The 23,025-nt window shown below is 28.2% G+C and carries 26 protein-coding genes; 21 read left to right on the top strand and 5 right to left on the bottom strand.

Features of this window, described 5'->3' with window-relative positions; translation table 11 throughout:
- On the bottom strand, positions 1–523 hold a 523-nt coding region (locus tag CLOBL_RS03850; protein ID WP_077857804.1), incomplete at its 3' end, for a sigma-70 family RNA polymerase sigma factor.
- Between the two features lie 410 nt (positions 524–933).
- Here CLOBL_RS03850 and CLOBL_RS03845 point away from each other — a divergent pair.
- The 6 genes from CLOBL_RS03845 (at position 934) to CLOBL_RS03820 (ending at position 5,316) form a co-directional block, all read left to right on the top strand.
- Positions 934–1,503 (top strand): dihydrofolate reductase family protein, encoded by a 570-nt coding sequence (locus CLOBL_RS03845; protein WP_077857803.1) that lies wholly within the window; start codon positions 934–936, stop codon positions 1,501–1,503.
- A gap of 154 nt (positions 1,504–1,657) precedes the next feature.
- Positions 1,658–2,134 carry an NUDIX hydrolase gene (locus tag CLOBL_RS03840; protein WP_077857802.1) on the top strand — a complete coding sequence of 159 codons (477 nt, stop codon included), beginning with the start codon at positions 1,658–1,660 and terminating at the stop codon, positions 2,132–2,134.
- Positions 2,135–2,406: 272 nt separating this feature from the next.
- Entirely contained in the window at positions 2,407–3,048 is a 642-nt protein-coding gene (locus tag CLOBL_RS03835) for a site-2 protease family protein (protein ID WP_077857801.1), read from the top strand.
- Positions 3,049–3,450: 402 nt separating this feature from the next.
- Positions 3,451–3,897: an HIT family protein gene (locus CLOBL_RS03830; protein ID WP_077857800.1), complete on the top strand. Its 447-nt coding sequence runs from the start codon at positions 3,451–3,453 to the stop codon at positions 3,895–3,897.
- 106 nt (positions 3,898–4,003) lie between these two features.
- Entirely contained in the window at positions 4,004–4,501 is a 498-nt protein-coding gene (locus CLOBL_RS03825; RefSeq protein WP_077857799.1) for a 2'-5' RNA ligase, read from the top strand.
- Between the two features lie 116 nt (positions 4,502–4,617).
- On the top strand, positions 4,618–5,316 hold the full coding sequence (locus tag CLOBL_RS03820) for a metallophosphoesterase family protein (RefSeq protein ID WP_009170641.1): 699 nt from the start codon (positions 4,618–4,620) through the stop codon (positions 5,314–5,316).
- A 155-nt stretch (positions 5,317–5,471) separates the two neighbouring features.
- Here the strand turns inward: CLOBL_RS03820 and CLOBL_RS03815 are convergent, their stop codons facing one another.
- Positions 5,472–5,672, bottom strand: coding sequence for a YvrJ family protein (locus CLOBL_RS03815; protein ID WP_077857798.1), 201 nt, complete (start codon positions 5,670–5,672; stop codon positions 5,472–5,474).
- A 92-nt stretch (positions 5,673–5,764) separates the two neighbouring features.
- Entirely contained in the window at positions 5,765–6,286 is a 522-nt protein-coding gene (locus tag CLOBL_RS03810; protein ID WP_077857797.1) for a hypothetical protein, read from the bottom strand.
- Positions 6,287–6,570: 284 nt separating this feature from the next.
- On the opposite strand from CLOBL_RS03810, the gene CLOBL_RS03805 reads away from it, so the two are divergent.
- From CLOBL_RS03805 to panD, 7 genes are all read left to right on the top strand, one after another.
- The gene (locus tag CLOBL_RS03805; RefSeq protein ID WP_077857796.1) at positions 6,571–6,816 is read left to right on the top strand and encodes a DUF6710 family protein; all 246 of its coding nucleotides are present in this window, start codon (positions 6,571–6,573) and stop codon (positions 6,814–6,816) included.
- A gap of 300 nt (positions 6,817–7,116) precedes the next feature.
- On the top strand, positions 7,117–8,286 hold the full coding sequence (locus CLOBL_RS03800) for a hypothetical protein (protein ID WP_077857795.1): 1,170 nt from the start codon (positions 7,117–7,119) through the stop codon (positions 8,284–8,286).
- Positions 8,287–8,485: 199 nt separating this feature from the next.
- On the top strand, positions 8,486–8,992 hold the full coding sequence (locus tag CLOBL_RS03795; RefSeq protein ID WP_077857794.1) for a hypothetical protein: 507 nt from the start codon (positions 8,486–8,488) through the stop codon (positions 8,990–8,992).
- A gap of 664 nt (positions 8,993–9,656) precedes the next feature.
- On the top strand, positions 9,657–10,622 hold the full coding sequence (locus CLOBL_RS03790; protein ID WP_077857793.1) for a Rossmann-like and DUF2520 domain-containing protein: 966 nt from the start codon (positions 9,657–9,659) through the stop codon (positions 10,620–10,622).
- Entirely contained in the window at positions 10,622–11,449 is an 828-nt protein-coding gene (gene panB / locus CLOBL_RS03785; RefSeq protein WP_077857792.1) for a 3-methyl-2-oxobutanoate hydroxymethyltransferase, read from the top strand. The genes CLOBL_RS03790 and panB overlap by 1 nt, the downstream gene beginning before the upstream one ends.
- 23 nt (positions 11,450–11,472) lie before the next feature.
- Complete coding sequence (gene panC, locus CLOBL_RS03780; protein WP_077857791.1) at positions 11,473–12,315, top strand: pantoate--beta-alanine ligase; 843 nt, start codon at positions 11,473–11,475, stop codon at positions 12,313–12,315.
- 25 nt (positions 12,316–12,340) lie between these two features.
- Complete coding sequence (gene panD / locus CLOBL_RS03775; RefSeq protein WP_009170649.1) at positions 12,341–12,715, top strand: aspartate 1-decarboxylase; 375 nt, start codon at positions 12,341–12,343, stop codon at positions 12,713–12,715.
- A 112-nt stretch (positions 12,716–12,827) separates the two neighbouring features.
- Here the strand turns inward: panD and CLOBL_RS03770 are convergent, their stop codons facing one another.
- The gene (locus tag CLOBL_RS03770) at positions 12,828–13,622 is read right to left on the bottom strand and encodes an HAD family hydrolase (protein ID WP_077857790.1); all 795 of its coding nucleotides are present in this window, start codon (positions 13,620–13,622) and stop codon (positions 12,828–12,830) included.
- 244 nt (positions 13,623–13,866) lie between these two features.
- Here CLOBL_RS03770 and CLOBL_RS03765 point away from each other — a divergent pair, with 244 nt between their 5' ends.
- The 3 genes from CLOBL_RS03765 to fetB all read left to right on the top strand — a co-directional run bounded on the left by CLOBL_RS03765 (position 13,867) and on the right by fetB (position 16,994).
- Positions 13,867–15,393 (top strand): LexA family transcriptional regulator, encoded by a 1,527-nt coding sequence (locus CLOBL_RS03765; RefSeq protein ID WP_077857807.1) that lies wholly within the window; start codon positions 13,867–13,869, stop codon positions 15,391–15,393.
- Positions 15,394–15,586: 193 nt separating this feature from the next.
- Positions 15,587–16,222 (top strand): ATP-binding cassette domain-containing protein, encoded by a 636-nt coding sequence (locus tag CLOBL_RS03760; RefSeq protein WP_077857789.1) that lies wholly within the window; start codon positions 15,587–15,589, stop codon positions 16,220–16,222.
- The gene (gene fetB, locus CLOBL_RS03755) at positions 16,215–16,994 is read left to right on the top strand and encodes an iron export ABC transporter permease subunit FetB (RefSeq protein ID WP_009170655.1); all 780 of its coding nucleotides are present in this window, start codon (positions 16,215–16,217) and stop codon (positions 16,992–16,994) included. The genes CLOBL_RS03760 and fetB overlap by 8 nt, the downstream gene beginning before the upstream one ends.
- Before the next feature lie 57 nt (positions 16,995–17,051).
- Here fetB and CLOBL_RS03750 read toward each other — a convergent pair whose 3' ends face one another.
- Complete coding sequence (locus CLOBL_RS03750) at positions 17,052–17,630, bottom strand: hypothetical protein (protein ID WP_077857788.1); 579 nt, start codon at positions 17,628–17,630, stop codon at positions 17,052–17,054.
- A 389-nt stretch (positions 17,631–18,019) separates the two neighbouring features.
- On the opposite strand from CLOBL_RS03750, the gene CLOBL_RS03745 reads away from it, so the two are divergent.
- From CLOBL_RS03745 to CLOBL_RS03725, 5 genes are all read left to right on the top strand, one after another.
- Positions 18,020–18,349: a hypothetical protein gene (locus tag CLOBL_RS03745; RefSeq protein ID WP_077857787.1), complete on the top strand. Its 330-nt coding sequence runs from the start codon at positions 18,020–18,022 to the stop codon at positions 18,347–18,349.
- Between the two features lie 144 nt (positions 18,350–18,493).
- Positions 18,494–19,495: an acyltransferase family protein gene (locus CLOBL_RS03740; protein WP_077857786.1), complete on the top strand. Its 1,002-nt coding sequence runs from the start codon at positions 18,494–18,496 to the stop codon at positions 19,493–19,495.
- A 348-nt stretch (positions 19,496–19,843) separates the two neighbouring features.
- Positions 19,844–20,173, top strand: coding sequence for a protease inhibitor I42 family protein (locus tag CLOBL_RS03735; protein WP_077857785.1), 330 nt, complete (start codon positions 19,844–19,846; stop codon positions 20,171–20,173).
- Between the two features lie 242 nt (positions 20,174–20,415).
- Positions 20,416–21,198 carry a helix-turn-helix domain-containing protein gene (locus tag CLOBL_RS03730; RefSeq protein ID WP_077857784.1) on the top strand — a complete coding sequence of 261 codons (783 nt, stop codon included), beginning with the start codon at positions 20,416–20,418 and terminating at the stop codon, positions 21,196–21,198.
- 317 nt (positions 21,199–21,515) lie between these two features.
- Positions 21,516–22,976, top strand: a complete 1,461-nt coding sequence (locus CLOBL_RS03725) for an NADP-dependent glyceraldehyde-3-phosphate dehydrogenase (RefSeq protein ID WP_077857783.1) — start codon at positions 21,516–21,518, stop codon at positions 22,974–22,976.
- Positions 22,977–23,025: the final 49 nt, after the last annotated feature.

Genomic DNA, 23,025 nt, shown 5'->3' with positions numbered 1-23,025 from the left:
TTTTTCGAGTAGCTGTAGAGTAGCACATATTTTTAAAGTGAGCATATTTTTGAACGGTATTGTTTTTAAAGAAAATAAAATCTATAAGTTCCTTTTCATCATCGTTTAAATTATTAAGGGCTAGTCTTAAATCCGTATAATCACATTCCTCACAAAATAAATCTTCTAAGCTGATATCCTGAGAAGGCAAATCTTTTTCAAAATCATCAAGGAGACTTAAAGCATCATATCCTTCAGTGGAGCGTCTAGTTTTAATTCGTTTTATAAGATCATTCATATTATTTTTAATTGCATTAGTGGCATAGGCAACAAATATATGTTTTTCTAAATTGTACATGGAAACACATTTGAATAATGATTTGTAACATTCATTGTGAAGATCATGTATGTCATAACCATCAATAAAAGTTTTTTTAGAAATATTTAAGATTAAAGGCCTAAATTCTTCAGCTAATTTATCTTTTGATAACATATCTCCATTTTTACATTTATAAACTAATTCTTCAATGTAATTAAAATCCATACAGACCTCCCTATGATTATTATATGAAATTATTTTACTACTATATGTAGTATAAAATATAAAAATATCTCTACATATAGTATATATGGTAAAATTTCATATATCTCCAAGGGAGGTGTATAAATATTAATCTGATTGAAATTTTATGGAAAATTACATAAAAACGTTGTTCTGTCCATTTTAACTCCTTGTATTATTTTAATTTGTTACATAATAATATTGATGCAATAATATGAAGAACTTATAAATAAATGCAGTTGTAATATAATAATAAGTATATAAAATGATATTGAATAGTTAAAAATTCAAGAAATGAATTTAAGGTGGTTTTTATAAAATATTTCTTGATAGTAAATTGTTGTGTCACAATTAAAGTTGTTCAAGGAATAATATAAGAAGGAGGAAAAGTTATGTCAAGCAACGTAAAACAGAGAAGAATAGTTTTAGATTTAGCAACTACTTTAGATGGCTTTATTGAAGGGAAAAATGGAGAAGTTGATTGGTGCATTATGGATACTGATATGGGGTTTACTAATTTCTTAAATGAAATTGATACTATTTTATATGGTAGAAAAAGTTACGATTTATGGGGACAATATATTCCACAAGATGAAGATTCTGATGATGAAAAAGAAGTTTGGAAATTGATTCATAGTAAAGAGAAATATGTGTTTTCCAGAACACAAATAGATACTAATAATCAAGCAATATTTATAAATGAAAATATTCTTGAAGAAGTAAATAAATTGAAGAATAAGCCTGGTAAAGACATTTGGCTATATGGAGGAGCAAGTCTCATTACGACCTTTATAAATTTAGGGCTTGTTGATGAATTTAGATTATCTATTCACCCTGTTATTTTGGGAGAAGGAAAACCGTTGTTTAGTGATATAAAAAAGAGATTGAATTTAAAAATGGTTAATACCAGAACATTCTCTTCTGGCGTTGTACAACTAATCTATCATTGGAATGGTAATTAATTTTTAACAGAGCCAAAAGCAAAATAAGGTTTAAAATGTAAAGGGAGCATATTAAGATTGAATAATGCGATTTTTACAAAATATGCTATAATTAATACAGAATAGTAGATAGTGACGAAGAAGAGCATTTTATCTAATAGAGGGGAGGATGTCCATGGAAGATCAGGATTTAACATTTAAAACTAATAGCGGGAAATTCAATTATAGAGTTGGGGCAATTATTATTAGAGACAATAAATTACTTATGGTTAAAAATGATAGTGCTCCTTATTATTATTCAGTAGGTGGAAGAGTAAAGTTAAATGAAACATCTGAAGAAGCTGTTATTCGTGAGACGTTTGAAGAGACAGGAATGGAACTTGAAATTGACAGATTAGCCTTTATTCATGAACATTTTTTCAATGAAGAAATAACAAAGGAAAATTATCATGAAATTGCCTTTTTTTATTTAATGAAAGTATCTGCTAGCATGGATTTTGTTTGTAAAAGCTTTGGAGATCAAGGCGCAAAAGAACATTTACATTGGTTGCCTATTGAGGATTTAGACAGATATCACTTGTATCCAGAATTTTTTAAAACTAAATTATCAAGAGGCATAAATGGCATTGAACATATTATTTCAAAAGAATAAAAATATATGACATAAGAATAGTCGTTAGTTCGCTATTTTCTTAAGTTATGAATCAATAAAAATAAATAGCAAATTGTAAAATCGTATTATTCAATAGATTGAATTTGCGATTTTTTTCTGCGCAATTCTAATATTGGACAAACTGTAGATTTGACGTAGTAAATAAAAAATAGTTCTTTGATAAATTAATAATGTGATATTTACAAAATATGCTATACTTTATTTATAATGGTATTTTTAATAAATAAAGTAATAAGTTTAGAAGGAGTAAAATGAAAAGATTTAAAATGATTATTATAGATATAATTCCATATATACTTGTGTATATAACTTCCTGCTTAACGACTTTGTCACATGAATTAGGTCATTCAATAGTTGCATATTTTTTTGATATTAAAAACAATCCATTTGATCTTCATTATAGTACAAAAATTTTTATGTTTGGAATAAGTGAAAATGTCGATTATGATAAGGTGTCAAAATTAATACAATATAAAGCAATATTAATATCAGCAGCAGGTTTGATTGTAAATTTTATTTTTGCTGTAAGTATAATAATATTGTTGATATTCTTTTACAGAAATCTCAACAAGTTTTTATGTTATGTTTTATACTTGTTTTTATTTTGGAATGTAAATGAATTCTTTAATTATTTTATACTCCGTAATATATTCTTACGGGGCGATGTTGCAAATATTGTAACTTATGGTATACCTCATATTTGTGTATTGGTATTTGGAATAGGTTTTTCCTTGATTTTAGTTTATTTTTTATTTTTAAAGGCTAAGGAGAATTTATTTAAGGCATTTAACTTGACCCAAAATCAATGCGTTAAATTTACGAAAATAATAGTATTAAGTTTTAGAATATGCCAAGTTTTAACATTATATAATGCAATTTTTTATTATAGTTAAGGTAAACATTAATTAGAAATCGGATGGTTAAACTTGAGTTATTTAAACATAGATTTATATTTACAATACACAATTTCTTTTATATTTATGTAAAAGAAAAATAAATAGCAGATTTAAATATCACATTGTTCAGTGTGATATTTTTTAGTGCGTCATACTAATCACGAAGCAGTTTAAGATTCATGCAAAATGTAATAAAGAGTAACGCATCAAAAGGGGAAATGGCGTTACTCTTTATTAAGATATTTATTTAATAGGGTAAATGTTTATGAAAAAAATTACTTGAAAAAAGTTCTTTGAAAATTGAATAATATGATTTTTACAAAATATGCTATAATTAATACAGAGTAGTAAATAAGTGCGAACTGAAGATAATTAATATTTTATGTTGGAGGTAATGGAATGAGTTGTAAAATGTGTGACAAGCAAAAAAATATTAAAGATGACCCATATTTTATTATGGAACTTGAAACAGGATATGTAATTTTAGGATGGTTTCAGAGGTTCAAGGGCTATACTGTTTTCAATTGTAAAGAGCATGGTCCTGAATTACACAACTTAGAACATTCTTTTAAAATAAAACATCTTGAAGAAATGTCTATAGTAGCAGAGGCTGTTTCTAATATATTTAAGCCTGATAAGATGAACTATGAACTACTTGGAAATGGATGTCCTCATATTCATTGGCATCTATATCCAAGAGTAAAAGGTGATACTCCTATAGTTAGTTCGGTATATCAATTGTCAAATGAGGAATTGTTTGATGAATCTACAAGACCGAATGAGGAGCAGAGAGAAGAATTGAAAGAAAAGATTAAAAATGAAATTGTACTTCTACTTTCAAGATAAGTATTAAACGAAGTAATTGTAAATTAAAACGTAATAGTACATAACAAATTGTGTATCAAAGATTATAATCAAAGAACGATTAATTCTTAACAGGAGGTCTAAAATTATGAAAGATAAATTTCTTTGTGTCATGGCACAATATGATATGGAAACAGAACAAAAGTTGAAAGAAATTCAAAATTTATTAAAGGAAAAAGGGTTTGTCGGGAAGCAGACACCTAACTTGCCGAATCATATCACTCTTGGGAGTTTTGAAATATCACAAGAAGTATTGATAAAAGAAAAAGTAAAAATGGTATCAGAAAAGTTTCATAAATTTGAAATTAAATTGAGCAATATTGGACTCTTTGGACTGGATGTTTTGTTTATATCACCTTCTGTAAATCATGAATTATTAAATTTACAACAATATTTTAATCATGATTTTGCTGATGGATTTGGATGGACAGCCCATACAACGATGCTAATAGATGATCATAAAACTATTTTAAAAGCATTACCTTTTGTAGCAGACAGTTTTAAAGGTTTTTCTGGAAAAATAGAGTCCATTAGTTTATATGAATTTTGGCCAACACGCTTTATTTTAGAGAAAAAATTATTATAGTTATTTCAAAATATTTATTTTTCTTGCAAGACTGTAGAATAACACGAAGTAGCAAAGAACTTTAGTGTTATAGAAAAGAATAATTATATTACATTAAGGTAGAATGAGGTTTATATATGGAAAGGATAGCATTGGTTTCGGATATTCATTCAAATATCCACGCATTAGAAGTATTTATGAATTACATTAATAATGAATGCAAAGTCTCTAAAATTTTAAATATGGGTGATTTTATTCAAATAGGGCCAAATCCATTAGAAGTTTACGATATTATTATGAATGACGACAGATTTATAAATGTTATGGGTAATGGAGAGTATATGTTTTTTGATAAGGAAATCAAGAAACGTTACGAAAAGGAATCTGAACATAGAGATTGGGTAATTAATCGATTAGGAAATGAGAGAATGGAAAGATTAAAACAAGTGCCACTTCAAAGAATTGTTGAAATTGAAAATAAAAAATTTCTTATGGTGCATACAAGAATGAATAGTGTTATAGAGTTTCCTCTTCTGTATAAAAAGAAAACTCTTGAGGAATTTGTTGCAGATTATAATGTGGATGTAGACTATGTTTTGATTGGACATACCCATTTTCCGTTATATGCTGTACATTGGAATTGGAAACCTATATTAAATCCAGGTTCACTTGGCTGCGGTAAAGATGGTATAGCAAAGTTTGTTATAGCGGAAATAGATGATGGACTTGTTAATATTACTTATAAACAATTGAAATATAATAAAGAAAAAGTAATTCATGATTACAAAAAGAATTACGTTCCATATGGTGAAAAATTTATAGAAATGTTCTATTAGGTATCTTATTTTCTATATAATCAGAAATTCACAATTTTCGTAAGTTTTGTATCAGTGTATCACTTTATAATTTGAATTGAACTACTTAGTTTTTCATTAAAATATAAACAAGTTTAAAGGCGATAAACACTTCAAAATGTTTATCGCCTTTTTACTCATGCCACTTTATGAGAATCATCAGTAGAACTCTCTGTATCTATAGCTACTCCAAGTTTAGCTGATATTATGGTATTTACCTTATTAATTGAACTTGATAAGCTAACAATTTGTTTCTCTAAGCGTATTAGTAAATATGCAGATACAGCCACAGGAAAACCATTATTAACAATAAGGTTAATTAATTCATTTACTTCCATAAATCTATCACCTCCTATAAGGGATATATGAAATAAAATATATTAGCTCATGTTAGAGAACAAATAATTATTTGAAATTAAAATAAATTAAATTACTGAGTGCCACTTTCATTTACAATATGGTTATGATAATAATCTATGGCAATATCAACTATGGTACTGATACATACATTAATATCTGGATGTATACTCTTTAATTCATTTATTTTTCTTATGGTAGAACTTCTAAGGGTGTAGCTTCTTTTAATATTCGGAGTTTCCCCATCAATGGCAGGAGCAGCACCATTAGGAATAGGAGTTCTTCTATTGTTAAATATATTTTCTGTAGAACTTAAAGTATTGTTTATTTCTATAGATTTAGTTATATTACTTTGGGTATTGCCTTTGCTAGTTGAAGCAGTATTAATTTCAATGTTAGTTTTAGGACCTTCTTGAATAACAGTATTATTAGATTTACATTCGGAATTAGTTTGAATAGTATCAAAATCATCATCAAAGGAGAAGGAAGATATGCAGTCACCAGCTATAGGGTTTTCGCTAGTAAATCCATATACTTCACCCTCATCATATTTAAAATCATTTTTAGGAACCTTTGATGTTTTTCTTCTAGCCATAAATTATATACCCTCCTTAGCAGTATTTTTATATATCTTCGTAAAAGATATATGGTTATTTATTAGAGATTCTAAAATTCTAAAGAATTTAGGAATATATATTTTTTAGAATTTTAGAATAAAAGAACTTAAGAATATAAAAGGAAATCCGACTCACATTCGTTCACTGGATACTCACAAAGTAAGCGATCATCATCAAATCATAGATTTGGATGTCTGCTTAACTGATTCACACAAAATCATATTTTGGAATTTCACTTAAGGGAGATGTGGAAAATGAGTAATTGGGAATAGCTTGGGTTAATGGAGGAAATCACTCTATTACTATGGGGATAGTACAAGGTGGCGAATTGGAGCCAGAATATTATTATGATATTAGTGAGGTATATAAATATGTATACTGTGATGGAGAAAACTTTATTAGGACCGAAGACAATAAAGTTATAGCCAAAGTTACTAATGTTGAGTTCGCTGCTATTTTTGAAATAGGAAGGCTGCTAATAGAAAAAGGAATGTCTTTTATTGATTAGGATGTAACGACTATATGTCATTCTCTTACTTAGAAAGCTAAGGCTTAATGAAATGAATTATTTGCTATCATATGTGATTTGCTAATTTATAGAAATTAATAGAAAAATACTGGATAAATATAGGTAAAGTTATAAATTTCTGTAGTATAATAAGGGTAGATTATCTTTTTATAAATTAGATAATCTATCCTTATTATTTTTTAAAGCGAAAAATGAATATGGATTTGAGGTTCATATAATGTCTATAATGGGAAGTTTATAAATGAGTTATTATAGATATAATTGAAGGGGAGTGATTATTTGATACAGTTAGATATATTTAATATGGATCAAATGACAGATTTGGATAGAAAAATAACAAAGTATGTAAATAGTAATGTAGAGAGTATTATTAGAGTTTTACTAGATTTTTTAGAAGATAATAATGGATTTACTCCAGAGGACTTTTTGCCATATAATAATTTAAGAATTAATAATAATACATGGAGTGAAATGGTTTGTGATTTGTATGATATTATTCGTTCAGATGTAATTAGAGAGTGGATTAAGCCTAAATATGAATATTTACTCTATGTAATACTACAATGGTGGAATGATTGTAATGACAGTTTGGTTGAACTACTACCTAATAAACTTGATGACAGATTAGTAGCTAAAATTCAAATTGAATATGCATTAGAAGATGGAGATAACTACGTACTAAATGCAATTACTAATTTTGATGAATATTATTATATTCTTTTTGCAGATCACGATTTTTTGCCAGAGAATTTAGAACGATTAGTAACAATATACTTAAGGAATAGAAAATTATATAAAATGTTTTTTGAAGATGTAGATTTGAATGAATATCGCGATTTGATGCCTAAGGATTTACAAGAGCAATTCGATGAAGTAAATTATAAGCCTGTAAAATTAATTAAAAATAATCTTTCTGAGGAAAGTTTATTGAAAGATTTATTATTTTGCTGTGAAAGATTGCAATCAAATCATTCGTATAAAGAAGCTCCTGAAGATAATATGAATGATTTTATTAGAGACTTACTCACAGCTATGGGATATGACTTAAGAGATCAAACAAGGCAAGGATCATCTTCTGGAGACAAACAATCAGGAGAAGTTGACCTGCTAGTAAAAATAGAAAAATTTCCATATTCAATAATAGAGGCTCTAAAATTATCAAGTGTAAACGAAACGTATATTTCAGAACATATTGATAAGATATACAAATATGATACTTTAGGCAATTCTTGCAACTTTATTATTTCATATGTGAAGATAAAAGACTTTTTGAAATTTTGGGATAAATATATACTATATACCAAGTTTTACAATTATCCATTTGAATTGACCAAATTTACTGTGTGGCAAGACAAACAATATTCTGAACTAAAATTAGCGGTAGCAGAACTAAACCGTAATGATACTATAACAGAACTTTATCATATAGCTATACACATTCCAAGCTGATAGTAGATTAGGGTACATATAGTGCTCATTACGTTTATAAGTGGACATGTGGCAAGAATTCGCATTAGGCTAATAATACGAAGCTGGGATTGGGGGCTGCAAATAAAACTTGTTCTTTGAGAATTGATCAGTATGATATTTGAAAATATGTTGTTAGGATTAATTGAAAGAAAAATTGTAATTTGTAGGAGAGATTGTAATGAAAAATGTTGTTAATCATGTTACAGAAATGTTGAAATCCAGTAATTTATCATTTATAGAGAAGCCAATTCTAATTGGTGGAATGGCTATGGAGTATTATGATATGCGAAAAGCTGGTGCAGATATTGACCTTATAATAACGGATGAGGATTATCAAGCACTTGCACAAAAATATCCTAATGAGAGAAAAGATTTATATGGAGATTTGGGAATGGTAATTGGAAAATTTGAGATATGGAGAAGTATTGCACACCTTGATTATAATTTTTTTAAAAAAGATGCCATTGAGGAAGAAAATATTTTAATCGTATCAATAGACAGGCTTTTATGGACCAGAGTGTGTGCTATGGAAGTGGAAAAGTATAGAAATGACCTAAAATTACTAAAAGAATACTATTATAAAAATTACACTAATACCAAATACCATCAAGAAGCACTATTGCATGAGAAGTCTTATTCAAAAATGAACGGTGCAGTTTTTGGTGGAAAATATGATGATTTATAGTATCCGATTTTGGTAATACTTTGATTAAATACAAAGCCCGGCAAATTCCAATTTGTAGAGTTCTCAATTGCTATTGATGATGTGAACAAGCATTAATAAAATTCAAATTCCTACTATTCATATAATTGATAGCTGGATCTTAAAAATTAAAGCAAAAATAATAATATCAAATAATTTAAGAAATGTCATGGAGAAGTAGAAATTCAACCTATCTTCTGAACGGCACCAATATATGCTATATTAGTTTAAAATACACTATGTAAAGATATGATATTTTAAATCTAAGGTTTGATTCATTTTCAATGACAAATGATTGTAAAATAGTACAACTAAAGACCTAACACGCCTCTTAACAATGGGGACAATGTTAGGTTATTTTTATTTAAAGAGCTTTTTAAGTAAAGTATCATATTTTAGATTTGTAAAACCATATAGCATAGGATTAAATTAAAAAGTATGATAAAAGAATTAGGATTATAATTATAGAATTCCTAGTTCTTTTTTTGTTTAATATAGCATCATAAATAAAACAAAATATATTAGTTGTTAAATTTAAATTTAAGTGATAAAATATCACTGGGTAGTATCTTATAGAGCTATACCAGATTTTTTGCATTAAAATTTATAATACGACTCATATCTATATGAATGAGATTGAATTAGGATGTTGTATCACATTTATGGAGGTGATACTATAAGAATTGGATTTATTGGGCCTGGGAAGGTAGGCGTAAATTTAGGACGTTACTTTACCCATAAGGGGATAGATTTAAGCGGTTTTTATGGAAGGGATATAGAAAATACCATGAATGCAGCTAATGTTACTAAATCTAAATTTTATAAAAACATTCAAGAGATTATCAAGGAAAGCGATATATTATTTATTACAACGCCTGATGACATCATTTCAATTATAGATAGTGAATTATCAAAATTTGATCTAAACAGCAAATCAATTTGCCACACAAGTGGATCACTTAAATCAAATGTATTATGTAATGCCAAACATTCTGGTGCATTTATCTATTCTATACATCCAATATTTGCGTTTTCAAACAAGAACATGAATTTAAATGAACTTGAAAAGATTTATTTTTCTATTGAAGGTGATATTTTTGACGATTCAATGGTTTTAAAGTTATTTGAAGTTATAGGAAATAACTTTTTTGAACGGGACGAAAAAACTTCGTCTATTTATCATTTAGCTAACGTATTTATTTCTAATCTTACATTATCTTTATTAGAAATAGGAATTAGTTATTTTAAAATTCTCGGATTAAGTGAAGAAGAAGCTTTAAAAGCTGTAAAACCTCTTATAAACGGAAATATTGAGAACATTTTTTCAAGTGGATTTGTGAATTCTTTAACAGGTCCAGTTTTAAGAGGTGACATTAATACTATAGAAAAGCATCTTTCGGTTATAAATGATGAGGATAAGGATATTTATAATTTATTATCTTTAAACTTATTAAAGCTTGTTGCATTGAAAAATTCTGAAGGATTGAGGATTGAAGAAAAAGAACAGGGAAATACGATAGCATTTACAAATAATGAAAGTATACTCAAAAGTTTGTTAGAAAATTCAAAAAAACATTTAGAGATCTATAAAGTTTTAGGAGGAATAGAATAGTGAAAAATACAGTATCTACTTTTAAAAATGCTAAGACTCATGGGGAAAAAATAAGTATGCTTACAGCATATGATTATTCAATGGCTAAAATTATTGATGAAAGTAATGTTAATGGAATTTTAATTGGAGATTCTCTTGGTATGGTGATTAAAGGAGAAGAGGATACATTAGGAGTTACTATAGATGAAATTATTTATCATACAAAAGCAGTCAAAAAAGGAGCTAAGAATGCACTTATAGTAAGTGATATGCCATTTCTATCTTATCATGTTTCAGTTGAACAAGCTGTTTTAAATGCAGGAAGATTAATTAAAGAAGGCAGAGCTAATGCAGTAAAGCTTGAAGGCGGAGCTAATGTTATAGAACAAATTAAAGCTATTGTAAATGCGCAAATTCCAGTAATGGGGCACCTAGGATTAACACCTCAATCTATAAATGCTTTCGGAGGATTTAAAGTTCAAGGTAAAGATGAGTCAGGAGCTAAAAAGCTTATTGAAGATGCAGTTCTCATAGAAAAGGCAGGTGCATTTTCTATAGTTCTTGAGGGGATACCTGAAAAGGTAGCAGAGCTTATTACAAAAGCAGTTTCAATACCAACAATAGGAATTGGTGCAGGTAAATACTGCGATGGACAAATCTTGGTGTACCAAGACATGCTTGGAATGTTTAATGATTTTGTACCGAAGTTTGTTAAACAATATGCAAACATTGGACAGAGCATGAGAGAAGCTATAGGTTCTTATGTAAAAGAAGTTCAAGACGGTACTTTCCCTGAAGAAAAACACACCTTTAAAATTGATGAAACCGAATTAAAGAAATTATATTAATTTAATAAAAGGGAGTAGAAGCGATGTTAGTTAAAGAGATACGTGAACTTAGAAGTTTAATCAAAGCATGGAAAAGAGAAGGACTTTCAATTGGATATGTTCCAACAATGGGGGCTTTACATGAAGGTCATGAGAGTTTGATTAAAAGAGCAGTAGAAGAAAATGATAAAGTTGTTGTAAGTGTTTTTGTTAATCCAACACAATTTGGACCAAATGAAGATTATGATAGTTATCCTAGAGATATAAACAGGGATATGGAAATCTGTATAAATGCAGGTGCAGCTATAGTTTTCAATCCTGAGCCAAGTGAAATGTATTATGATAATAAATCAACTAGTGTTAATGTTTCAAATCTTACAAGTGTTCTATGTGGAGCTAAAAGACCAGGACATTTTGATGGAGTCTGCTTAGTTGTTTCTAAGTTTTTTAACATAGTTACTCCTGATAAAGCTTACTTTGGAGAAAAGGACGCTCAGCAGGTAGCTGTAATAAAAAGAATGGTTAGAGATTTAAATATAGATGTAGAAATCGTAGCGTGTCCAATAATTCGTGAAGAAGATGGACTAGCTAAAAGTTCTAGAAACACTTATTTATCAGATGAGGAAAGAAAAGCTGCTTTAGTGTTAAACAGAAGCTTAAGGCTAGCTAAAGAAGCATTAAATCATGGCGAAAGAAATGCTAATGCTATTAAAGAAATTATCAGAGAAGAAATTAATAAAGAATCACTAGCAAAAATTGATTATGTTGAAATAGTGGACAGTGAATCATTAGAAAATGTTCAAAAAATAGAAAAAAGCATTTTGATTCCAATTGCTGTTTATATAGGTAAAACAAGATTAATAGATAATTTTACATTTAAACTATAATAAGAATCTTAGGAGGAACTTTTTGATGATACTTACAATGTTAAAAGGGAAAATACACAGAGCTACGGTAACTCAAGCTGAGTTAAATTATATGGGAAGCATAACTATAGATAAAACACTTATGGAGGCTTCAAATATAATTGAAAATGAGAAAGTTCAGATAGTTGATATAAACAATGGAGAGAGATTTGAAACATATGTAATCCCAGGGAAGAGAGATTCGGGTGTTATTTGCCTAAATGGGGCAGCAGCAAGATTAGTACAAACGGGTGATAAAGTCATAATTATTGCTTATGCTCAGATGAATGAAGAGGAAGCGAAAAAATTTAAGCCAGCTGTTGTATTTATGAATGATGATAATACAATAAAGGAAATTACTAATTACGAATCTAATGAATAAAATTTGATTTAAATTAAACAAGCATAAGCATAAGCAGTTTATAATACTTTTGCTTATGCTTGTTTAATTTGAATTTGCAAAATCTAACAAGCTGTTCGTATATGTATGTTTATTATATGATATTATAATGTTTTAGTGCATTAGCTACTCCATCTTTTTCTATATCTGATGTTACAAATGAGACTAGATCAAAAAGAAGAGGATTACTATTTCCCATTGCAATACTGTTTTTTGCATATTTAAGCATAGATAAATCATTTGTGCTATCACCGATGGCATAAGTGTTTTGATGAGGAATATCTAAGTGATCCATTAAATATTTAATTCCTGATGCCTTTGAATATTCTAAAGGAACTAATTCATAAAAATCTTTACCACGATGTATAAACTCGAAAGTCCTTTCATAACATTTTTTGAATTCAGCAAAATTACTATTTGTATTTAGCCAAATTACAACTTTATCAAAATCAATATCTATATCATCAAAACTTTGTCCTGTATATAAACCTACATTTATGTGACGTTTCTTAATTCTTAAGACTTCAGAAGAATTTATATTAAGATCATTATCATAATACACACCTTGTTTTCCTTCAAGGATGGCATCAATTTTACATTCCCTTAATTTGTTAACAATTTCTGTTGAAATCTTTCTTCCAAGGCTTTTGCGAAATAATTCTTTCCCTTTAAATTCTATGTAGGTTCCACATCCGCATATATAACCATCAAAATTTAATTCTTTAATACAATCGTCAATTCCTAAAATTGGTCTTCCAGTATTTATAAAGGCAAGATGTCCATTTTCTTGAGCCTTTTTTATTGCTATTTTTGCACTTTCGGGTACCATATAAGTTTTTTCATTAAGTAGTGTTCCATCAATATCAAAAAAAATCATTTTAGTTTTCATCTTATTTTCCTTCCTAGTATATTAATTATTTGCTTATTCATTGGCTTGTATCACTTTGTTAATTATACCCTTGTTATAGAATCAAAACAACGTTTGCGTTTTCATCAAAATAATAGAAAATTCTAATTAGAATACTTTACTATAGCTTTACAGTTGTTAAAACAATATAGTATAATTACAGGTATAATTTAAATGATTAATACAACAAATTTATGTGTAATGCTAAGGATGAGGTGTGATGAAAATGGAGTTTAATAAAGAACAGAAAAAAATAATCAATTATAAGCCTCACGGGCATCTATTAATAAAAGGTGAAAAGCTGACAGGAAAAACTACTATAATTATAAATAAGATCCCAATGCTTCTTAATCATTATTGCATAGAGAAGAATGATAAAATATTAATAGCAGCTTATGATGAGCAGCACTTGAGGCATATTTCATATATTTACGATAATATTGAAAGTGAAAAATATCATCAAAATAGTTTTTTTGATGAAGATAATAGTGATAAATTGGAAATTAGGACTATTGAATCATTAATAATATATTATTTTAATAAATATAAAAAGGATAATAATATCGAAATTATCATGGCATCTGCTGAGGAATGTGAGAAACAATTAAAAGATTCCATGGAAATTATCAAAAAGAAATATGAAAAAAACAAATTTGATTTATTGGATTATGAAAATATTGAATTTGTAAAAGAAGAAATTGCTTGGATTAAGTCATGTTCTTATTTAAATATTAATGATTATCAGACTGCAAATAGAATTGGCCGAATTAACAGATTAAATAATGACGCTAGAATTTTAAGAAAGAATTCTAAGCAAAGACAAGCTATATATGAAGTTTTGGATGAGTATAACAAAAAATTGGGAATGTTAAACAAAGTAGACTTACAGGATATGGCTCTATTGGCTTTAGAAAGTGCAAAAGGAATACAAACTAAAAAGTATACTCATATAGTTATTGATGATTGTGAAAAATTAACTAGGGTGCAGTTAGAATTTTTAAAAGCACTTTATAATGATAAAGTTTATTCAAGTTTAAATTTTACACTTAATACTGATTCAAATATGACATTAAACGCATGGATTACAAATGGAAGATCATTTGCTAGTTTAGGATATGATATGAAAGGTAAAAGCATTTCTTTAAAAGGAACTTTTGCAGATGCAGAAAAATCCAATGAAAATAAAATTATTGCGAAAGAAATGAAGCATGATAATTTGAAAAAAAATACTTCTTCTAACAAATCTTTTGTATTAGATACTATAGAGTATATAGATTTAAAGCACAATGTGTCACATAGATTTATAAAAGATTCGGGAAACATAGATGAGATTTATATCGAAGCTAATGGAATAGACGAAAAGGTAGAGGATGTAATAAGTATACCTTTATTTAATGAAATAGCAGCAGGTAATCCAATACTCATAAATGATGAGGTTGATGAAAATTACTATTTACCAAAAGAATGGATAAAAAACACAAAAGGTACTTTTATGCTTAAAGTAAAAGGGGACTCTATGATAAATAAGAACATAAATGATGGTGATTATGTTATAATAAGCAACCAAAGTTATCCGAATGTAAAAGATATAGTTGCAGTTGACATTGAAGGAGAGGCTACACTAAAAACATATAAGATAATTAATGGGAAGATTACTCTTATGCCTGAAAATGAAAAGTATGATCCAATAATTATTGAAGATCAGCAATTTAGTTTTCTTGGTGTTGCTATAGGCCTTGTTAAAAACTCCTAGATTTTATGACGCGTATAGAAGGAATTAAGAAAAGAGTACATATTTAGGATTTGTTCTTTTCTTTACATAGTCTTAATGAAAGGCCCTACAATAATTGTTATAATTATTGCAGGGTTTTATAATATTTATTATATAAATATATTTATAGCTAGAGCTAAATTAAAAGAAAATTTTTAGAAAGTGAGAATGTGTTATGTTTGAAATAAGAAATATAAAATTTAAAGATATTTTAGGTATTTCATTCTTAAAGATTAATAAGCCTATCACCTGCATAGTTGGTTCATCTGGCAGTGGGAAGACAACTTTACTTAAAATGTTAAACTGTTTAAACGTTCCGGAAGAAGGCGTAATTCAGTATAATGATAAGGATATTTCTAAAATTGACACTGTAAAATTGCGACGTAATGTGGTAATGCTTGGACAGACACCTGTTATTTACAGCGGTTCAATTGAAGATAATCTTCAAATTGGATTAGAATTTTCTCAAAAGCTTCCTGCATCAAAAATAAAAATGGAAGAAGCATTAAAAAGAGTTGAACTTAATAAAAAATTATCTGATGGATGTGGAAATCTTTCAGGAGGAGAGAAGCAGCGATTATGTCTTGCAAGGGTAATGCTTATGGATGCAGATACATATTTATTAGATGAACCTTCTGCAGCACTTGATAAAGGAACTGAGGAGTTTATAATAGAAAACTTTTCGAAATTTGTTTTAGAAAATAACAAGGAACTAATCATGGTTACACATTCTGAGCAGATTGCAGAAAAGTTTCCAGATTCAATAATAAGAATTGAAAATGGAAAAGTTACGGAGGCATATGATGAATAATAGTGTAATGAACCTTTCAGTTTTGCAGCTGTCTATAGCTTATGTATTTGTACTTATAATGCTTATCATATTTAAATCTAGAGGAATTAAACGGGAAAGACAAATATTAATTGCTTCTACAAGAATGACAATACAGCTTACAATAATGGGCTATATCTTAATGTTTGTATTTAAAAATCCAAGCTGGTGGCTGACTTCCATAATGATAGCAATAATGATTTCCTTTGCAATTTATAATTCAATAAATAGAGTAAAATATCCAATGTCAAAAGAATTAAAAAGAATAATTTCTTTTTCAATGACTTTTGGAGCACTTTTAACTGCAGTTTTTTTTATTGTAATTGTATTAAATGTTAGACCATGGTTTAATCCACAATATTTTATACCTATTTCAGGAATGATAATTGGAAATAGTATGACAGGAATTGCTTTAGGAGCAAATAAACTTTGCAGTTCATTTGAAGATAAAAGAATTGAAATAGAAAATTCCTTAATGCTAGGAGCTAGTCCTGCAGATGCAGCAAAGGAAATAGTCAATAATGCTTTTGATACAGCAATTCTGCCAACTATGAATAACATGCTTACTATGGGGATTGTGTCACTTCCAGGAATGATGACAGGTCAAATACTTTCTGGAACTTTTCCAATAACAGCAATTAAATATCAAATAGGTATTATGCTTGCTATCTTGGGGAGTACAGCAGTATCTACCGTCATATTTGTAACACTTGGATATAGAACTTTTTTTACTAAGGATAGTAGATTAAGATAAGAAATTTACAAAATTATAATTTCATATAATGAGGATAAGAAGTTTTTGATTATAGAATTAAATAACTTCTTTTTCTTTTGATATTTTGTTTATTATTTCTAATATATCATTCCAGTCATAAACTCTTATAATATTATCATTTAATGGCAATCTATTGTAATTGGTATCTATTAATAAAACTTTAAAACCATCCTTTGATAATTGAATAGCATTATCATAACTATCTTCTATAAAAATATCGCAATCTAAAAATATTGCTGTTGGAGTTTTATTTGTGTCACCTAAAACAAATACATCATCAAATGGAATATTATGCTGCTTTAAATAACGATTGGTCAATAACTCTAATGATTTTTCCCTAGCAGTTACAAAGTGAATATAATTTTGTTCATAAAGAATATCTAATATATCCTTAACCTCTTCTCTCAGTTCCTCTTCACTGTGCATTTCGAATTTAAGCTCATCATAAAATTTTAGATAATCAGAGATTTCAACATTTAGAACCTTTGCAATTTCATAGCTTGTAACTTCTTCTTCTGAAATATTTAAATTAAAATATTTATTTGCGTAGCTAAGCCAATAATATGGGTTTGTTATAGTTCCATCAATATCAATACAAATATTTAATTTTTTCATTTTAACTATCACTCCTTTTAATATTAATTATATCTAATAAATATTAAAAACTAATTAAGCTTGAGTTAGATTTTAAAGAATAAAATCTAACTCAAGCTTAATTAGTTTAATTTAGGATTTAAAATACTTGGTCACGATATAGTGAATAAATAGAAGAAATAATTAGTAAAACTAGGAAAATTCCACTTTAATAAATTGGAAGGACAAGTTAAAGCTTATATTTAGGTAAATTTGAATTAGAAAATATAAGCACTCAAGCATATAATATAGTTATCACTACTTAGTGACAAACATATTATATAAAGTGACTAAGACGTGAAATTTACTATTATTATCTTACAAAATAAAATAATTTATTAAGATGAAAATAATATGCGAGGAGGGTTATTATGGTATTAGTAAACTGTGTGTGGATGCAGGAGGATATAATAAAAAATATTGAGTCTTTAGAATATAATGGCGTGAAACTATTTAAGCATGTAAAAACTGAAGGCATGAGAATGTATTTTGATTCTAAAATCGAAGAGATGACAAGAGATATAGATAAATCTACAGTTATGGAATATATGCTTATAATGAAAGCAATAATGCAGATTCCAGGAAGCGCTGCTCTTGCAGTTAGTATTTTACCTGTAGTGAATGATAGTGTATTTGAGGGGTATAAGTATACAGTGTGTAGACCTAATAACCCAGTAGATTGTCAAAGGCTTCTAAAATAATAATGAGGACAAAATAGATAAAATAAGTGTTTAAAACATTTTAGTTACTTCAGAATAGACTAGAAACAATTTAAAATTATCTACTGTAAAGCAATAATTTCTTATGGGTTTAGAAATCTTTGATTAAGTTTAGGAGAGATAATTATGAATGAGATAGAAAAAAATATGAATTCCTTACGAACATTAGCTGCACTGTTTGTTATTTCTGTACACGTTTGTTCACCAATTCTTACAGCTAATAGTAATGTTTTTAATGCTGCTTTTAGCATTTCATCTTCGATTCAGCTTTTTACAAGAGTTGCTGTTCCTAGTTTTGTATTAATAAGTGGTAGATACCTTTTAAGTAATTGGGAGGGAAAGAGTGTAATCAGTTTTTATAAAAAGAGAATGTCTAGAGTTTTACTTCCTTTTATTTTTAGTATTATTATTTATGGCTTCTATAGAATATTTATTGAGAAAAGTGCAACTATTACATCTTATATTAAAGATACTTTACATGGGGTTCCTTACGAACATCTTTGGTTTTTTTATATGATAATTGGTTTATATGCTATAACTCCTATATTATATAAAATAAAAAACAAATTTTCAGCTAAAGTATTTAGAAATCTAGGGTATATATTGCTTGCTTTTGCAATGATAAGTGAAATGGCTCAGGGGATGTTCCAATTCAAATATATACCTATATTTTATTTTGTTGACTATCTTGGTTATTTCATAACTGGATATACACTAAAAGATTATAAACCAAAGTTTAATCCTAATATTCTTCTTTGCATTTATATAATACTTTCCATGATGCGTGGAGGTTGTGCCTTGTTATTACAAGCAAATGGCAATATGCTTTGGCAGTGTTTTCACCTTTCGTCTAATCCGTTAGGCACATTGTCTGCTATATATTTATATTTGTATTTTAGTAATTTAAGATTAGAAAGATACAGACTAGCTGATGTAAGTAAATATACGTTAGGTATTTACGTTATTCACGATATGTTTGTTCACGGTATAATGTACACTACTCACTATGCTTTAACTGGTGTTCTATTTATAGATATATTTTTATATGTAATAATAATTTTTGTTCTTTCGCTCTTAACCATAAGATTAATGTGGAGCTTAAGAATAACAAGAAAATTAGTTGAATAATGATCGAAGAATTTTATATTCCAACTTTGTTTAGGACAAGCAGAAAACATTGGATTTAGTGGCACAAAAATAATATGCCAGATTCTTTAATTAAAGGATTTGGCATGCATCATTTAACAGCAGGTTATACATAGTAAAGATATATTGGAATTAAATTATAAAATCAGCAAGTGGAGATCAAAGAAAATATAATATGTTCCAAAAAAATAAAAATATATGAACATTATTATACTACTAGACATATTTTATATTATAGAGATTTGGAATAATTTTATCTCTAGTAATGTAATATTAAACCTACAAGAATATTAGAATAAAATTGATATTAATCAGGAGTGTGAATGTATTATGGCAAATTCATTAATGACTCCAGAAAGCATAACTGTTGAGGCAGGCAAAAAATTTTGTGTTAAAATTCATTCAGTAAGCGAAGGATCCACAGGATACCATTGGGAACTTGTGTGGAATCTTCCTGATAATATACAGTTTATAAGTAAGCAATGGATACCAGATAGTGATGCAATTGGTAGTCCAGGAACAGCTTTATTTAAATTCAAAGCACTTTATCCAGAAACAGCTTCGTACAAATTAGTATTTGTACAAGTAGCACCTGATAGTACAATTGCTGATTCACTAGCAGTAAGTGTACTTGTTATTCCAGAAATCGCTAGTTGCTAATAATGGGAGAGGTTATATCATAATAAATTTGATATAACCTCTTTTTATGAAGTTATAGGAAAAATACATAGGAGTTAAAGATAACCCCTTCGCCGCAAAGTTTAGCTGTATTTATGTCCGCCATAAATGCTTCACTTAAATTTTTATGTTTAATTGATTTGAAATTGTCAAGTATAACTACTAAGGTTTATAATAAAGCTGTCACCTAATAGTGACAGAATTATAGAAGAGGTGATTGATTTATGAGTATCACTATTATTACATCTGAAAATAGAAGACTCTGTCCAGCAACAATATATAATGTTGAGGATAAAGAGCAGAAAAATCCAATTTATGATATTGATGATATTTATGATTTAATGTATAAAAAACAAAATATTTTAGTTATATCTACTCAATTTGATCAATATGGAAAAGAACTTAAAATTTTTAATGGTGAATTAGGAAAATCTGATATAAGAGCTTTGTTTGTTGCAAAAGATATTAAAGCTAGCAATGAATTAGATTGTGTAATGACTTTATCTGAAGCAGCGAAGAAATGGGGACTAGCTAATGGGTCTACTATTAGAAAAGCCATTGAAAGAGGAAAATTTGAGCAAAATGAGATAAAGCAGGCTGGTGATGTATGGATTACAACTTATTCTGCAATGGAAAGGGTATTTGGCTCAATAAAAAATGAAGAAAATGCATATGTAATATATGATGATTTTGAAACTTTGTATTTAACTAAAGCATACTGGGAATATGCCGAGTTATCATACTATAGTGAACCAAATATTAATGCAAAAGCTAAAGATCTTGAAATTAAATATCAATATATAAAAGATGTATTTATCAAGGGATTAAAAACATTGAGAGATAATCAAAAGATAATTATAAAGAAAAGTAGAAATAATAAAATAAGACAGGTAATATGTAGCGAAGATGAATATTTTTTATATATTGAAGCGTTTCGCAGCAGAAGAAATTTATCTCCAGAATGGATTGATAGATTGATAAATGATTTAAAATCTACAACTGAATAAAATACTGATAATTGAGAGTGATCATAAAATAGCAGGAAATTAGACAATACGATATTCCTGCTATTTTTTTATATATGACACAAGATTTCTCTAGAGGTGTTAGATTTAAATTCCATGAATAGAAATCAACATTGATAATATACTAATAGGGTGTAATGTTTTGATTGAATTATTGTTAAACTAAGACAACTATTTAAATTAAACAAATAAAAATTTTAATATAAAAATAATTGAATTATAATGGTAAAAGGAGTAATATATACTATATAATAATCAATGTTATTTAATAATAAAATTAATTCGGAAGAGGTGATATAATGTTTAATTGTATAAAATGCGAAAACAATAATTTTAAAAACTTAATAAATGGAGAATGGGTTGGCAGCAAAGATAACAAATCTATAGAAATATACTCTCCACTTGATAACTCATTATTAGGAAGTGTTCCTGCTATGTCAAAAGAAGAAGTGGATAATGTGATTAATATAGCAAAAGAAGCTCAAAAAACATGGAGTAAGGTTCCTATGAGTGAAAGAGCGGAAATTTTATATAAGGCAGCTGATATTTTAGTAGAAAAATCTGAAGAAATAGTTGAGATAATGATAAGAGAAATTGGAAAAGATAGAAAAAGTGCTAAATCAGAAGTTTTAAGAACAGCAGATTTTATTAGATTTACAGCAGATACAGCTAAAAATATATCTGGAGAGAGCATTCCGGGTGATACTTTTCCAGGATTTAAGAGAAATAAAATTTCAGTTGTAAGCAGAGAACCTCTTGGGGTTGTACTTGCAATATCTCCATTTAATTATCCAATAAATTTATCAGCTTCAAAAATTGCACCAGGAATAATTGTAGGTAATTCTGTTGTTTTAAAACCAGCAACTCAAGGTAGTTTGTGTGGTTTATACTTAGCTAAGGTATTTCAAGAAGCTGGCGTGCCTAAGGGAGTATTAAACACAATAACAGGAAGAGGCAGTGAAATAGGTGATTATGTGGTAACCCATGAAGGTATAAATTTCATTAACTTCACTGGAAGTACAGAAGTGGGAACTAGAATCTCCAAAATAACAAGTATGGTTCCGCTACTTATGGAATTGGGCGGCAAAGATGCGGCTATAGTTTTAGCAGATGCAGATTTAGAGCTTGCCGCAAATAATATAGTTGCAGGAGGTTATTCATATTCAGGTCAAAGGTGTACAGCAGTTAAAAGAATTTTAGTAGTCGACAAAGTTGCAGATGAGTTAGTTGCTAAGGTAAAAGAAAAAATGGATAAGCTTACAGTTGGCAATCCATTAGAAAAAGATGTTGCTATAGTTCCGCTTATTAGTACTAAATCTGCTGATTATGTCATGGAGTTAATTGAAGATGCAAAAAATAAAGGTGCAGAGTTAGTAGTTGGAGGAAATAGAGTTGATAATTTAATTTATCCGACTTTATTTGATAATGTTACTACAGACATGCGAATTGCATGGGAAGAACCTTTTGGACCAGTGCTTCCAATTTTAAGGGTTAAAGATAAAGATGAAGCTATAGAAATTGCAAATAGATCAGAATATGGTCTTCAAAGTGCTGTATTTACAGAAAATATCGATGATGCTTTTTATGTAGCTGACAGATTAGAGGTCGGAACAGTACAGGTAAATAATAAAACAGAAAGAGGACCAGATCATTTTCCATTCCTTGGCGTAAAATCTTCTGGTATAGGAACTCAAGGAATAAGGTATTCAATAGAGTCTATGTCAAGACCTAAAGCAACAGTAATAAATTTAGTAAGATAAGGCATATGAAGAAATATAGTAAGCTATGTATGGTAATTATTTTTTCTTT

Source organism: Clostridium sp. BL-8, from assembly GCF_002006495.1.
Taxonomy (GTDB): domain Bacteria; phylum Bacillota; class Clostridia; order Clostridiales; family Clostridiaceae; genus Clostridium.
Note: the sequence above shows the minus strand (reverse complement) of the source record. Positions and strands in the feature narration are given on the sequence as shown.

Bases quoted from the DNA above. Each gene is read 5' to 3' on its own strand.
- CLOBL_RS03845 (WP_077857803.1), top strand. From the start codon at position 934: ATGTCAAGCAACGTAAAACAGAGAAGAATAGTTTTAGATTTAGCAACT.
- CLOBL_RS03840 (WP_077857802.1), top strand. From the start codon at position 1,658: ATGGAAGATCAGGATTTAACATTTAAAACTAATAGCGGGAAATTCAAT.
- CLOBL_RS03835 (WP_077857801.1), top strand. From the start codon at position 2,407: ATGAAAAGATTTAAAATGATTATTATAGATATAATTCCATATATACTT.
- CLOBL_RS03830 (WP_077857800.1), top strand. From the start codon at position 3,451: ATGAGTTGTAAAATGTGTGACAAGCAAAAAAATATTAAAGATGACCCA.
- CLOBL_RS03825 (WP_077857799.1), top strand. From the start codon at position 4,004: ATGAAAGATAAATTTCTTTGTGTCATGGCACAATATGATATGGAAACA.
- CLOBL_RS03820 (WP_009170641.1), top strand. From the start codon at position 4,618: ATGGAAAGGATAGCATTGGTTTCGGATATTCATTCAAATATCCACGCA.
- CLOBL_RS03815 (WP_077857798.1), bottom strand. From the start codon at position 5,672: ATGGAAGTAAATGAATTAATTAACCTTATTGTTAATAATGGTTTTCCT.
- CLOBL_RS03810 (WP_077857797.1), bottom strand. From the start codon at position 6,286: ATGGCTAGAAGAAAAACATCAAAGGTTCCTAAAAATGATTTTAAATAT.
- CLOBL_RS03795 (WP_077857794.1), top strand. From the start codon at position 8,486: ATGAAAAATGTTGTTAATCATGTTACAGAAATGTTGAAATCCAGTAAT.
- CLOBL_RS03790 (WP_077857793.1), top strand. From the start codon at position 9,657: ATGTTGTATCACATTTATGGAGGTGATACTATAAGAATTGGATTTATT.
- panC (WP_077857791.1), top strand. From the start codon at position 11,473: ATGTTAGTTAAAGAGATACGTGAACTTAGAAGTTTAATCAAAGCATGG.
- panD (WP_009170649.1), top strand. From the start codon at position 12,341: ATGATACTTACAATGTTAAAAGGGAAAATACACAGAGCTACGGTAACT.
- CLOBL_RS03770 (WP_077857790.1), bottom strand. From the start codon at position 13,622: ATGAAAACTAAAATGATTTTTTTTGATATTGATGGAACACTACTTAAT.
- CLOBL_RS03765 (WP_077857807.1), top strand. From the start codon at position 13,867: ATGGAGTTTAATAAAGAACAGAAAAAAATAATCAATTATAAGCCTCAC.
- CLOBL_RS03760 (WP_077857789.1), top strand. From the start codon at position 15,587: ATGTTTGAAATAAGAAATATAAAATTTAAAGATATTTTAGGTATTTCA.
- fetB (WP_009170655.1), top strand. From the start codon at position 16,215: ATGAATAATAGTGTAATGAACCTTTCAGTTTTGCAGCTGTCTATAGCT.
- CLOBL_RS03750 (WP_077857788.1), bottom strand. From the start codon at position 17,630: ATGAAAAAATTAAATATTTGTATTGATATTGATGGAACTATAACAAAC.
- CLOBL_RS03745 (WP_077857787.1), top strand. From the start codon at position 18,020: ATGGTATTAGTAAACTGTGTGTGGATGCAGGAGGATATAATAAAAAAT.
- CLOBL_RS03740 (WP_077857786.1), top strand. From the start codon at position 18,494: ATGAATGAGATAGAAAAAAATATGAATTCCTTACGAACATTAGCTGCA.
- CLOBL_RS03735 (WP_077857785.1), top strand. From the start codon at position 19,844: ATGGCAAATTCATTAATGACTCCAGAAAGCATAACTGTTGAGGCAGGC.
- CLOBL_RS03730 (WP_077857784.1), top strand. From the start codon at position 20,416: ATGAGTATCACTATTATTACATCTGAAAATAGAAGACTCTGTCCAGCA.
- CLOBL_RS03725 (WP_077857783.1), top strand. From the start codon at position 21,516: ATGTTTAATTGTATAAAATGCGAAAACAATAATTTTAAAAACTTAATA.